This window comes from Candidatus Clostridium helianthi (assembly GCF_045310795.1).
Taxonomy (GTDB): domain Bacteria; phylum Bacillota; class Clostridia; order Clostridiales; family Clostridiaceae; genus Clostridium; species Clostridium helianthi.
In genome coordinates, this window is record NZ_JBJIAB010000044.1 from 17,453 (window position 1) to 29,983 (window position 12,531).

Below are 12,531 nucleotides of genomic sequence, written 5' to 3' on the forward strand. Positions count from 1 at the left end.
AAAAAGTAGTAAAACAGATATCGTTCTGTTTTAAATAAATACATATAATTTTATGGAAAATCAGGAGGTTTAAAAATGGCTTATAAAGATTTAAGAGGATTTCTAGAATTATTAGAAAAAGAAAAGCAATTAGTAAGAATAAAAGATGAGGTTATGCCTGAACCAGACCTTAGTGCAATTGGTCGCTGTGCACCAAATATGGAAAGTGCACCTGCAGTTCTTGTAGAAAACATTAAAGGATACAAAAATCCAGTTGTACTTAATGTACATGGATCATGGCAAAATCATGCATTAATGCTTAATATGCCTAAAGCTACTCCAGTTAAAGATCAATTCTTTAGATTAAAAGAACTTTGGGACAAGTATCCAATTAAACCAGTTTGGGTTGATAAAAAGGATGCTCCAGTAAAGGAAGTAGTGATAGAAGAAGATATTAACCTTTTTGATGTACTTCCATTATTCAGAATAAATGAATTTGATGCAGGATTTTATCTTTCAAAAGCATTAATAGTTAGTAGAGATCCTAACAAACCAGAAAATTATGAAGAGCAAAATTGTGGAACATACCGTATCCAAATAAAAGGTAAAGATAAAGTGGCTATTCAGCCATTACCATTCCATGATATAGCAGTTCACTTAAAAAATGCAGAAGAAAAAAATGAAAGACTTCCAATAGCAATTTGTCTTGGTAATGATCCAGTTTTAAGCTTCATGGCAAGTACACCAATAGCATATGTACAATCAGAATATGATTTTGCAGGAGCACTTAAAGGAGAACCTATAGAACTTACAAAAGCAGAAGAAAGTAATCTTGATATTCCAGCTCGTTCGGAAATTATATTGGAAGGATATATAGAACCAAGAGTTAGAGAAATTGAAGGACCATTTGGAGAATTTCCAGGAAGTTATTCGGGTTCACGTCTTCAACCAATTGTTAAAATAACAAAGATAACTCATAGAAAAAATCCTATATTCGAAAACTTATATCTTGGAATGCCTTGGACAGAAATTGACTACTTAATGGCACTTAATACAAGCATTCCTCTTTATGATCAAATTAAGAGAGATTTCCCAGAAGTAGAAGCGGTAAATGCTATGTATACACATGGAATGGCTGCAATTGTATCTACAAAATCTCGTTTTGGAGGTTATGGAAAGGCTGTTGCAATGAGACTTCTTTCAACACCTCATGGAATGTCATATACAAAGATTGTTATTATTGTAGATGAATTTGTAGATCCATTCAATCTTGAACAAGTTATGTGGGCTCTTACAACTAGAGTACGTCCAGATAAAGATGTATTTAAAATTCCATATGCTCCAGGTATGCCGTTAGATCCATCTTCAGAACCTGTAGGAATGCATACTAAATTAGTTATTGATGCAACAACACCAGTAGCACCTGATTTTGGAAGAGATACAGAACTTTTAGGAACTCCAATTGGTGTAGAAAAATGGTCAGAAATTCTTAGAGATTTAGTTAAAGAAGGAGGTAATAAATAATGAAATGTCCTAGATGTGATTCGGAATTAGTAAACGTAATGGTAAAATCACCAGTTGGTGATGCATGGAAAGTATATCTATGTGATACATGTAAATTTTCATGGAGAAGCACAGAAGGTGAAAATATAACTAACCCAGAACAATATGATAAAAGGTTCAAATTAAAGCCTGAAGAATTTGATGAATTAGATCAGATTCCACCTGTTCCAAAACTATTAAAAAAATAAAGAATGAATTATAAATTCAGCACTATTAAGTTATATGATAGTTATTTTTAATAAATATTTCTCATATAACTTCTATTTGGTTAAAATTCTATAGCGACTTTTTTTCAATAACCATGTGTAACATTATATCTATTAATTATACTCATTGGATTTCAATAAAGTGAAAAATATACTTTTGTGTATTTTATTGATTAATAAAACTGAAAAAGCGATGAGTTTTAACATAAATTAGAAGGGAGAATATTCAAGTGAAAGAAATTTCTTTGAATGTAGGAGAAGGAAAGTATCAAGTTTTTCTTCATGCATTATTTTGTGGTAAAGATGTTTCCATATGTATTTTTGGAGGTGATGTGCCTCATATTGGTGCAGTTGCAGTTGCAGTTCCAAGAAAAAGTCTAACAGGAGACGGTAGCAATTCAGCAAGTGCGAGTGTAATTTGCATAACAGGTCATAAAGAGGATGAAATGGCTAGAAATATTGCATTGAAATTTAGTTCTAAATTTATGTGTAATATTACAGTTTCTGCTGGAGTTCATATTGATGATGCGAAAAAGAAAGATATTGAAGTACTAGGTAGAAATATTAAAAAAATCATAAAGAGTTTTGAAGATAAAATAAGTGAATCATTAAATGAGCATTAGTATGCTTTTAGAAACTATTTACTTTACTAGAGAAAAATGATCAATTACATTTACTCAACAGTGTTTGTGACAGTAGATTCTGTAGAATATGCTATTCAAAATGTCCACAAAAATGTATAGATATATCTATAAAGCTAGTTGTGATTAAGCAAGAAAATTGCTTACACTGTGGAAATTGTATAGAAGTGTGTCAATTTGGTGCAGTTGAAAGAAGAAACTAAATGTAATAAGTTAAGATGTTGTTTATATATGAAACTTTTTCATAAGGAATATAAGTATTCTGATGAACAAATAGTTGCTTGTATGTTATATGGTGTTAAAAATAGTATCTTTAAAGAATATATTACTGAATTATATGAAATAGGTGTCGATGCTGTACTGATTGCTGATCCTGGAATTTTTAGCATAGCGCATCAAGTGGCACCAGACCTTGAAATACATTTAAGTACTCAAGCTAGTAATTTAAACTACAAAACTGCATCGTTTTGGCATAAAGCTGGAATTAAAAGAGTAGTAGCAGCTAGAGAAATGAGCCTTGAAGAGTTGAAGACAATGAGAAAAGAACTACCAGAGACTTGTGATATAGAAGCTTTTGTTCATGGGGCAATGTGCATGGGGATTTCAGGTAAGTGTTTATTATCAAATTATATGACTGGCAGGGATTCTAATAGAGGAACATGTACGCAGCCTTGTAGATATAAATATCATTTATATGAAGAAAAAGAACAAGGAGATTTTCATAAGGTTAACGATGGTGATGATTGTATTATATATAAGAATTCTTCATAAAGTAAAACAATATAAAGTGTATTGGTATAAACAAAAAGTTGGAACTTCTATAAATATCGCAAGGAATATTATTAGAAGTTGCTAAAATATTAAGTAGTAATTATATAAATTAGTCAGTAAAAACAAAAAGCTTAATAGCATAAACATTTTGTTGATTGTGTTGAAAATTGAAGAAATGATAAAATTTAAGTGAATAAATCTATATATGAAAAGAGGAGATAATTATGTTAATTAAAGCGGCAGTTATAAATGAAAAGGGAAACGAATTCATAATAGAAGATGTAGAATTAGCAGAACCTAAATATAATGAAGTGCTTGTAAAAATTGTTGCTACAGGAGTATGTCATACAGATTCAGTAGTAAGAGATCAATTAATTCCAACACCACTTCCAATAGTATTAGGCCATGAAGGTGCAGGAATTGTAGAAAAAGTAGGACCAGGAGTAAGTAATTTTGAAGTTGGTGACCATGTAGGAATATCATTTAGCTCATGTGGGTGTTGCACTAATTGTTTAGAAGGTCACGCATATATGTGTGAAGATTTTAACAAGTTAAATTTTGGTGGAATAATGAACGATGGAACTACACGTCTATCAAAAGATGGAAAAGAAATTGCTATGCTTTTTGGACAATCAACATTTGCAACTCATTCTGTTGTACATACTAGAAATATAACAAAAGTAGATAAAGATGTAGACTTAAGATTAATAGGGCCTTTAGGCTGTGGAATACAAACAGGAGCCGGAACAGTTCTTAATAGATTAAAGCCGGAATTTGGTTCATCAATTGTAGTATTTGGGTGTGGAGCAGTTGGATTTAGTGCTATTATGGCAGCTAAATTGACTGGTTGCAGCAAAATTATAGCTGTAGGTAGAAGTGTAGAAAAATTAGAATTAGCTAAAGAATTAGGTGCAACAGATGTGGTTAATAGTAAAGAAATTGCTGATGTTGTAGCGGAAATAAAGAAAATAACAAATGGTGGAGCTAATTATACTGTTGAGACAACTGCAGTTCCTGAAATTGTTAATCAAGCGCTTTATGCATTAAGAACATTAGGTACATGTGCTATAGTTGGAGCAACTGGAGATGTTACTATAAATGTACAAAATGCATTAATGGGTGAAGGAAAATCTATGATTGGAGTAATAGAAGGAGATTCAATACCACAAGTATTTATTCCTAAAATCATTCAATACTTTAAAGAAGGAAAATTTCCATTTGATAAGTTGATTAAGTTTTATAAATTTGAAGAAATTAATAAGGCATTTGAAGATTCTAAAAAGGGATTAGTAATCAAGCCGATTTTAGTTATGAATGACTAATAAATAAACAAAGAATTATGATATCTGATGTACTAATAAACATATGAGAAGAGGTAGCAAAAATATGTACAAAATAGTTAACAAAAAGGAGCTTACAAATAATATATTCTTAATGGATATAGAAGCTCCAAGAGTAGCAAAATCTGCAAAGCCAGGACAATTTATTATTATAAAGAATGATGAAAAAGGTGAAAGAATTCCTTTAACTATAGCAGATTATTGTGGAGAAAAAGGAACAGTAACTATAGTTTTTCAAACTGTGGGGAAAGGTACTAAAGAGCTAGCTACTTTTAATGAAGGGGATTATGTAGCAGACTTTGTTGGACCATTAGGTGTACCAAGTGAATTTATACATGAAGATATAGAAGAATTAAAGGGAAAGAATCTGATCTTTGTGGCAGGTGGAGTTGGTGCGGCACCAGTGTATCCACAAGTGAAATGGATGCATGAACAGGGAATAGCTGTAGATGTTATTTTAGGAAGCAGAAACAAAGAGTTATTAATATATGAAGAAGAATTAAAGAAAGTTTCAGGGAACCTTTATGTAACAACTGATGATGGTTCATATGGGTTTAAAGGAACAGGATCAGATATGCTTAAAGAACTAGTTAATAATCAAGGTAAAAAGTATGATCATGCAATTATTATTGGGCCAATGATAATGATGAAATTTACTTCTATGTTAACTAAGGAATTAAATATTCCAACTACAGTAAGCTTAAATCCAATAATGGTTGATGGTACAGGCATGTGTGGAGCTTGTAGAGTAACCGTTGGAGGAGAAGTTAAATTTGCCTGCGTTGATGGACCTGAATTTGATGGTCATTTAGTAAATTATGATGAATCAATGAGAAGACAAGCTATGTATAAGTCAGAAGAAGGAAAAGCACAATTAAAAGTAGAAGAAGGAAAGACTCATAGCCATGGTGGCTGCGGTTGCGGAGGAGATAAATAGCATGGATATGAATGAAAGATTAATAAGAATATCAGTAAGAGAACAAGAACCAAAGGTAAGAGCTACAAATTTTGAAGAAGTTTGTTTAGGATATAATGAAGAAGAAGCTGTAAAAGAAGCTTCAAGATGCCTAAATTGTAAAAATCCTAAATGTGTTGATGGATGTCCTGTATCAATCAACATTCCAGGCTTTATAGCACATGTTAAAGATGAAAAATTTGAAGAAGCAGCAAAAGAAATTGCTAAATACAGTGCACTTCCAGCAGTTTGTGGAAGAGTTTGTCCACAAGAAAAACAATGTGAGCAAAGATGTGTTTTAGGGATAAAAGGTGATGCTGTATCAATAGGTAAGCTTGAAAGATTTACAGCAGACTGGTCAGTTGAACATAAAGTTGATTTAAGTGCAACAGAGACTAAAAATGGAATCAAGGTTGCAGTTATAGGAAGTGGTCCTGCAGGATTAACTTGCGCTGGAGATTTAGCTAAAAAAGGATATGAAGTTACTATCTTTGAAGCACTTCATAAAGCTGGTGGAGTTTTAGAATATGGTATTCCAGAGTTCAGACTTCCAAAAGAAAAAGTAGTTAAAAACGAAGTTGAAAACATCAAAAAGCTTGGTGTAAAAATAGAAACGAATGTTATTATAGGTAGAACTATAACTATAGATGAATTATTTGAAAAAGAAGGCTTTAAAGCAGTATTTATAGGATCAGGAGCAGGTCTTCCAAGATTTATGGGAATTCCAGGAGAAAATGCAAATGGAGTATGTTCTGCTAATGAATTCTTAACAAGAGTAAACTTAATGAAAGCTGCTGTAGAAGGTTATGAAACTCCAGTAAGAGCAGGAAATAAAGTTGCTGTAGTTGGTGGAGGAAATGTTGCTATGGATGCAGCAAGAACTGCCTTAAGACTTGGAGCAGAAAGCCATATTGTATATAGAAGAGGAGAATCTGAACTTCCAGCAAGAGTAGAAGAAGTACATCATGCTAAAGAAGAAGGAGTAATCTTCGATGTATTAACTAATCCAACTGAAATCTTAGTAGATGAAAATGGGTGGGTTAAAGGTATGAAGTGCGTTAAAATGGAACTTGGGGAACCAGATGCATCTGGTAGAAGAAGTCCAGTTGAAGTTGAAGGATCAGAGTTTGTTATGGATGTAGATACTGTAATAATGTCTCTTGGAACATCACCAAATCCATTAATTTCTTCAACAACTGCAGGATTAGAAATTAATAAGAGAAGATGTATAGTAGCTGAAGAAGAAACTGGTCTTACTACTAAAGAAGCTGTTTATGCTGGTGGAGACGCAGTTACAGGGGCTGCTACAGTAATCTTAGCTATGGGAGCAGGTAAAAAGGCAGCTAAAGCTATAGATGAGTATTTACTTAGCTGTATTGTTTAATGTAATAATCCTAGTTGAGAAAAGTCGTATTAAAATAGGAACATTGATATGTGTTATCGGTATAGGTACAGTAATAGCTATGTTATCCACTGGACCATTTATACAATTATGCCTTCCATATGGAGAAAATTTTGTAAATTTAATTGTAAACCAAAGAGTAGAAGAAACAGAAGAAGATACTGCTATAGCATAATTAATTTATTTATTCTCACATTAAAATAAGTTAATTTAAGTATAGAACTTAAAGATATGTATGAAAGTAACGACTCAAAATGATTTTGAGTCGTTACTTTTTTGTATTGTGAATACCACCTGCTACGCGGGGTGGTTCTAAAGAGCTTTCAGCAGATATGATTAAAGTATACGACTATTGGTTATTGAATAACAGAAGAATAGAACCTTGCTTTATTATAGCATGAGTATAGGTTATATATATTTTAAGTAACTATAAACTATAAATTGAATATCGGAAACTATTATTTGATACTGGATTATTTGATATTTATGATAAAATATGTGTAAAGAAAGAATCAATTGTGTAGCAACGGAGCTAATCTTATAGGATTGACTCCTTTTTGTTTTGATTAAAATTAAGCTACGAAAATACTTTAATAAATTTATACGAATTTGGAGGTGGAGAGAAATATATAAATAGTATTTGATTAGAAAATTAAATCACAATGATTTAGGAGACTTTAAATGGATATTATACTTGTATTTAAACAAATGATAATTTTATCTATATTGATGATTGTTGGCTATATAGCTAATAAGAGAAATATTATGAATGAAGAAAGTGACAAATTATTTTCAAAATTAATTGTAAATATTACTTGTCCAGCTTTGATTATTTATTCAGTTGCATCTGGAGAAAGATTAGAAGATAAGAGTATGCTTATATATATTTTTGTAATAGCAATAATATATTATGTGTCTATACCAATTATATCTAAAATTTTAATGAAGATATTAAAAATAAAAAAAAGTGTGCAGGGATTATATGAAAGCATGCTTATATATTCTAATTTAGGATTTATGGGTATACCAGTTGTAAGCTCTATATTTGGAAATCGTGCTATATTGTATATATCAATAATTATGTCTGTATGTAACATCTCGCTTTTTACTTATGGCATATTTTTATTAACTAAGAATAATGGAAATACAGGTAAGCAAACTACTGATATTAAAAAATTCTTTAATGCAGGAACTATTTCAGCGATTATAGCAATTGGACTATATATAATGAATATTTCTTTACCTGAAATTATATTAGAACCTCTTAAATTGGCAGGTGATATAACAACGCCTTTAGCCATGCTTGTGATTGGCTCAACACTTGTGAAATTTTCTTTTAAAGAAATTATAAAAGAAAAATGGATTAGTATATTTGCAATTATAAGACTTTTTGTATTAGCAATAATTGTATGGTGCATAGGTCATATCTTTATTAATGACAAGCTTCTATTAGGAGTTTTAGTAATTATTTCTGGAATGCCAGTTGCATCTAATATAGTGATGATGTGCAGTGAATATGGAGGCAATCAAGAATTTATTACAAAGGGCGTATTTATTTCAACATTATTTTCTGTTGTCACAATACCTATTATTGCAGTATTACTTTAATATTATATTCAATTTCTGAATAAGTTAAAGCCTGAGGTTTAGTATCACCAATTTTCTTCACTGGAGCGTGGAATATTCTATCAAAGGACAAACTTAAGAATCCAGGTGTAGAATAGTGGCCAGCAGTATCAATTAGGAATTTTCCAGGTATAATTTGTTCTAAATCAACATATGCACTACCTCCGACATCATGAGGTAGTGTATTACTTATAACTGCACCATTTGGACCTAGTATTTTTGCAAATCCATATCTAAGCTGCATGAAACTCTTTTGATATTCTGTTTCTCATAAAATATCACGCATTTCTTCAGCCCAAATATTGAATTAGATGTTTTAGAAGGAACGGATATGTCCAAAATTTGATTATTATCTATTTTGATGATATACTTACCTAAGTAATTATTACTTAGGTAAGTATATGTGAGGTGAAATAAAATTGAATTTATACGGACATAAAGTAAATCAGCTGGCTCGGAATTTCACAAAGAAATTAAATGAGAGAATTTCTCCTCTTGGTTTATATTCTTCACAGTGGGCGATTACTTTATACTTATATGAAAAAAAGCAATGTACACAAATAGAATTATGTAAATATCTTGATGTAGAAGCTCCTACAATTACTAGGACATTAACTAGGATGGAAGAAATGGGACTGGTAATCAGAAATGATGGAAAGGATAAGCGTGAAAGAGTTATAAAACTAACAGAAAAAGCTTATGAGATGTTTCCTAAATGGCGTGAAGCTGCTCAAGATTTAGAAATAGAGGCTATAAATAATATTGATAAAGATGAACTAGAAATTTTTAATAGTATTTTAGAAAAAATGATGAAGAACTTAGAACAATAGTAGGAATACGAGTTTTGCAAAGAAATACAGATCAATAAAAAAGGAGAACACATGGATACGACTATAATAAAACAAGCATTTAAAATTAATAAAACCCCATTTCCTTGGCAAAAAGCAATAAATGCTGCAATCTGTGCAGGATTTCCAGTAATTATCGGCATCTTAGTAAATCAACTGCATTTAGGATTATTAGCAGGGATAGGGAGTTTTTCTTATCTATATGTTTCACATCAACCATATGCTCAGCGTGCAAAAAAAATATTTTTTACTGCTATTGGTATCAGCCTTTCAGTTGCACTTGGTACGTTATCCGCGCCATATCCAGTACTCATTATTTCAATAGTGGGTTTGATTGGAGCAATTGTAACTTTTATATTTGGCATACTTAAAATACAAGGTCCATCTGCAATTTTTTTTGTATTAAGTTTTATAATGGTAACAGGAATGCCTGTTAATCCATCAGAAGTTTTTATACGGACTTCTGTAGTGCTTATGGGGGGGATCTTTTCATGGATAGTTAGTATGGCAGGATATTTTTCTAATCCACATGGTCCTGAAATAAAAACTCTTAAGAAACTTTATTTAGCTTTAGCAGAATTTAGTGAAGCTATTGGTGATGAAAAGATTAATGATATAAGAAATCGTACTGTTAATTCTTTAAGAGAAGCTGAGGAAATTCTTTTGACAGGTTATATTCCGTGGAAAAATTCATTCTTATTTAATCGTTTATCGCTTTTAAATGAAGAAGCTAATAAATTGTTTTTAGAAATGCTTGAGCTGCATACTAATAAAAACACTAAAGTGCCAAAAGAACTTAGTGACATGATAAGAAAATTATCCATGGCAATTGAATTAAAAGATGGAGAAACAATTAAAATAGATCCACCATCTCAAAAACTGGATGATGGCTATAATAATTTTTTAGAAATAATTTATGATGCTGAGGCCATTATAAATGTTCCGTTAACATATATTGGAAAAGGGGTCAAAATTTCAAAACCTTCTCTTATGATGAAATTTACTAGAGCCTGCAATAAAGATTCAATAGTATTTATTAATGCAGTTAGATATGGAATTGTTCTTTCAATATCAGCTATAATAGCTTTTAGTTTTCCATTTAGCAGACCATACTGGATTCCCCTGTCATGTGCTGCTGTCATGTCAGGCTCAACTGTCATGGCAACATTTCATAGGGCAATTCAGCGTTCTTGCGGTACAATTATTGGATTAATGATAGCTATTATTATTTTAAAATTCCACCCAGAAGGTTTCATGATAGTTATAATTAATATGCTTTTAACAGCGATAACAGAACTTTTTATTGTGAAAAATTATGCTGTAGCAGCAGTGTTTATAACGCCAAATGCATTACTTATAGCAGAAGCATCAACTCAAATACATAATGTTACTTATTTTGCGACAGCACGTATTACTGATATATTGATTGGATCTGCAATTGGATTAATTGGGACATACATTATTGGACGTCGTTCAGCATCTAGCCGATTACCAGATTTAATAGTGAAATTAATACGTAGTCAGGCTAGAGTATTAGTTCGATTGGCAACTAACAATAAAGAAAATAATAGTGACAGTACAAAATGGATAAAAGAAAAAATGGGAATAAACCTTATGAATTTTAAAACTGCATATAATACAGCATTAGGTGAGATTCCTCATAATGAGGAAATACTTGAAATGATGTGGCCAGCATTTTTCTCCTTAGAACATATTAGCTACTTGCTTAATCAATGCTGCATGACGAAGGGATATTTAAGTTTGGCTGATGAAGATTTAGCACAACTGCTGCTTGTATTAGAAACAATGGCAACATCTATTGAGCAGAAAAAAGCAATAAAACCTAAAAGAGTTTCTATTATAGAGGAAATACATCAAATTTGTGAAGAAATTAATGTAATTCAAGAAGCACTTACTATGAAGAGTGCATGGTAAAAAATTAATGTTTAATTTTGTTATCTATTAGATATTATAAAAGATTCTAGAAATATGTTAGATATACTATTATTAAGCTTCCAGAAGAAGAAGCTGCCAATATTGCTTTTCATATAATAAATGCTCAATCACAAAGTAATGACTCAAGAGATAGTATGAAATATGCTAAAATGATTGGTGGAATTGTTAACTTAGTAAGATATTCAATTGGCAGTGGTTTAAAGATGGAAGGGATTCACTATCAGCGCTTCATTACACATGTTAAATTTTTTACAGAAAGGTTTTTTAATAATGAAATGCTGAAGGACGAGAATGATGCCATGTTTGAACTAATAGCAACATTATATCCAAAAGCAATGGAGATTGCTTTTAAAATAAAGGATTATATAAAAAAGGTCTATGATGGAGATATTCCAAAAGACGAATTAACTTATTTAGCTGTTCATCTATAAAAGGTATTGAATAAACATTTGGATAATTTATATCGCTTACAACAAAATCAACACTAATACCAATACCCTTATTAAGACGACTGAGCTTATGTGTAATTAAAATTTCAGCGGTAGTAAAAGCAATATTTGGCTCAAAGACAGCTTGTCTACATTTCTCAACAAAGTTATGATATAACTTAAAGTTTTTATCCACAATAATAATTTTCTCATTTTTCAAATCTTTAAAACTTATTTCACTCTTTTTGGAAAGATAGTTTTTTTCATTTATAAGCGCACAAAGATTATGTGTTTGAACAATTTTGGAATTGAACTTTGATTCATCAACAGGACCAACTGTAAGGGCAACATCTAAATCTCCATTTAAAATAGCTTTTTCACAATCAAAGTCACGATATTCTGCTGTAGTTAACTGAATATTTGGATTGTTTTGTTTAAAATTATCAATAAGATCAGTAGAAAGTGCATTGAGAACTCCAAAGGAAAAACCTACAGATAATTTTTGGCGATTAAGACTAGTCATTTTATTTATGTCATTTAGAATTAGGTCAAATTCGTTTATAAGATGTATAGAGTGTTCTTTTAGATATTTTCCGTATTCTGTGAGTTTAAGCCCACTAACTGTACGATAGAATAAAGGAGCATTTATACACTCTTCTAGACTTTTTATCGCTTTACTTAATCCTTGCTGAGTGATATAGAGATTTTTAGCAGCTTTTGAAAAGCTTTCATCTTCGCATATTTGTAAAAAATACTTTAATTGCTTTATATCCAAACTAGTCACACTCCATTCAAAAAGGAAACAAATATATTTAT

The 12,531-nt window shown here is 31.0% G+C and carries 15 protein-coding genes; 13 read left to right on the plus strand and 2 right to left on the minus strand.

Annotated elements, in window-relative coordinates; genetic code table 11:
* Nucleotides 1-75: 75 nt before the first annotated feature.
* The 10 genes from ACJDTP_RS23340 (at nucleotide 76) to ACJDTP_RS23385 (ending at nucleotide 8,465) form a co-directional block, all read left to right on the plus strand.
* Entirely contained in the window at nucleotides 76-1,503 is a 1,428-nt protein-coding gene (locus ACJDTP_RS23340) for a non-oxidative hydroxyarylic acid decarboxylases subunit C (protein WP_077840195.1), read from the plus strand.
* On the plus strand, nucleotides 1,503-1,730 hold the full coding sequence (locus ACJDTP_RS23345; RefSeq protein ID WP_039773722.1) for a non-oxidative hydroxyarylic acid decarboxylases subunit D: 228 nt from the start codon (nucleotides 1,503-1,505) through the stop codon (nucleotides 1,728-1,730). Before ACJDTP_RS23340 ends, ACJDTP_RS23345 begins: the two co-directional genes overlap by 1 nt.
* Nucleotides 1,731-1,978: 248 nt before the next feature.
* Nucleotides 1,979-2,371 (plus strand): prenylated flavin chaperone LpdD, encoded by a 393-nt coding sequence (lpdD, locus tag ACJDTP_RS23350; RefSeq protein WP_051144946.1) that lies wholly within the window; start codon nucleotides 1,979-1,981, stop codon nucleotides 2,369-2,371.
* 86 nt (nucleotides 2,372-2,457) lie between these two features.
* Nucleotides 2,458-2,592: a 4Fe-4S binding protein gene (locus tag ACJDTP_RS23355; RefSeq protein WP_347401491.1), complete on the plus strand. Its 135-nt coding sequence runs from the start codon at nucleotides 2,458-2,460 to the stop codon at nucleotides 2,590-2,592.
* A 28-nt stretch (nucleotides 2,593-2,620) separates the two neighbouring features.
* Nucleotides 2,621-3,160, plus strand: coding sequence for a peptidase U32 family protein (locus tag ACJDTP_RS23360; RefSeq protein ID WP_084670604.1), 540 nt, complete (start codon nucleotides 2,621-2,623; stop codon nucleotides 3,158-3,160).
* 224 nt (nucleotides 3,161-3,384) lie between these two features.
* Nucleotides 3,385-4,482 (plus strand): NAD(P)-dependent alcohol dehydrogenase, encoded by a 1,098-nt coding sequence (locus ACJDTP_RS23365; protein ID WP_406762602.1) that lies wholly within the window; start codon nucleotides 3,385-3,387, stop codon nucleotides 4,480-4,482.
* Between the two features lie 64 nt (nucleotides 4,483-4,546).
* Complete coding sequence (locus tag ACJDTP_RS23370; RefSeq protein WP_406762603.1) at nucleotides 4,547-5,437, plus strand: sulfide/dihydroorotate dehydrogenase-like FAD/NAD-binding protein; 891 nt, start codon at nucleotides 4,547-4,549, stop codon at nucleotides 5,435-5,437.
* A 1-nt stretch (nucleotide 5,438) separates the two neighbouring features.
* On the plus strand, nucleotides 5,439-6,839 hold the full coding sequence (gene gltA, locus ACJDTP_RS23375; protein WP_406762604.1) for an NADPH-dependent glutamate synthase: 1,401 nt from the start codon (nucleotides 5,439-5,441) through the stop codon (nucleotides 6,837-6,839).
* On the plus strand, nucleotides 6,811-7,032 hold the full coding sequence (locus ACJDTP_RS23380; RefSeq protein WP_241407590.1) for a hypothetical protein: 222 nt from the start codon (nucleotides 6,811-6,813) through the stop codon (nucleotides 7,030-7,032). Before gltA ends, ACJDTP_RS23380 begins: the two co-directional genes overlap by 29 nt.
* Nucleotides 7,033-7,538: 506 nt before the next feature.
* Nucleotides 7,539-8,465, plus strand: a complete 927-nt coding sequence (locus ACJDTP_RS23385; protein ID WP_406762605.1) for an AEC family transporter — start codon at nucleotides 7,539-7,541, stop codon at nucleotides 8,463-8,465.
* On the opposite strand, the gene ACJDTP_RS23390 is transcribed toward ACJDTP_RS23385, so the two are convergent.
* Nucleotides 8,446-8,727: a hypothetical protein gene (locus ACJDTP_RS23390; RefSeq protein WP_039773710.1), complete on the minus strand. Its 282-nt coding sequence runs from the start codon at nucleotides 8,725-8,727 to the stop codon at nucleotides 8,446-8,448. The two genes, ACJDTP_RS23385 and ACJDTP_RS23390, sit on opposite strands and share 20 nt — an antisense overlap.
* Before the next feature lie 175 nt (nucleotides 8,728-8,902).
* Between ACJDTP_RS23390 and ACJDTP_RS23395 the strand changes: the two genes are divergently transcribed.
* The 3 genes from ACJDTP_RS23395 to ACJDTP_RS23405 all read left to right on the plus strand — a co-directional run bounded on the left by ACJDTP_RS23395 (nucleotide 8,903) and on the right by ACJDTP_RS23405 (nucleotide 11,718).
* Nucleotides 8,903-9,313: a MarR family winged helix-turn-helix transcriptional regulator gene (locus ACJDTP_RS23395; protein ID WP_039773709.1), complete on the plus strand. Its 411-nt coding sequence runs from the start codon at nucleotides 8,903-8,905 to the stop codon at nucleotides 9,311-9,313.
* Between the two features lie 51 nt (nucleotides 9,314-9,364).
* Nucleotides 9,365-11,266: an FUSC family protein gene (locus ACJDTP_RS23400; RefSeq protein ID WP_039773708.1), complete on the plus strand. Its 1,902-nt coding sequence runs from the start codon at nucleotides 9,365-9,367 to the stop codon at nucleotides 11,264-11,266.
* A gap of 155 nt (nucleotides 11,267-11,421) precedes the next feature.
* The gene (locus ACJDTP_RS23405) at nucleotides 11,422-11,718 is read left to right on the plus strand and encodes a PRD domain-containing protein (RefSeq protein WP_406762606.1); all 297 of its coding nucleotides are present in this window, start codon (nucleotides 11,422-11,424) and stop codon (nucleotides 11,716-11,718) included.
* Here the strand turns inward: ACJDTP_RS23405 and ACJDTP_RS23410 are convergent.
* Complete coding sequence (locus tag ACJDTP_RS23410; RefSeq protein ID WP_406762607.1) at nucleotides 11,636-12,490, minus strand: LysR family transcriptional regulator; 855 nt, start codon at nucleotides 12,488-12,490, stop codon at nucleotides 11,636-11,638. The genes ACJDTP_RS23405 and ACJDTP_RS23410 overlap by 83 nt on opposite strands.
* Nucleotides 12,491-12,531: the final 41 nt, after the last annotated feature.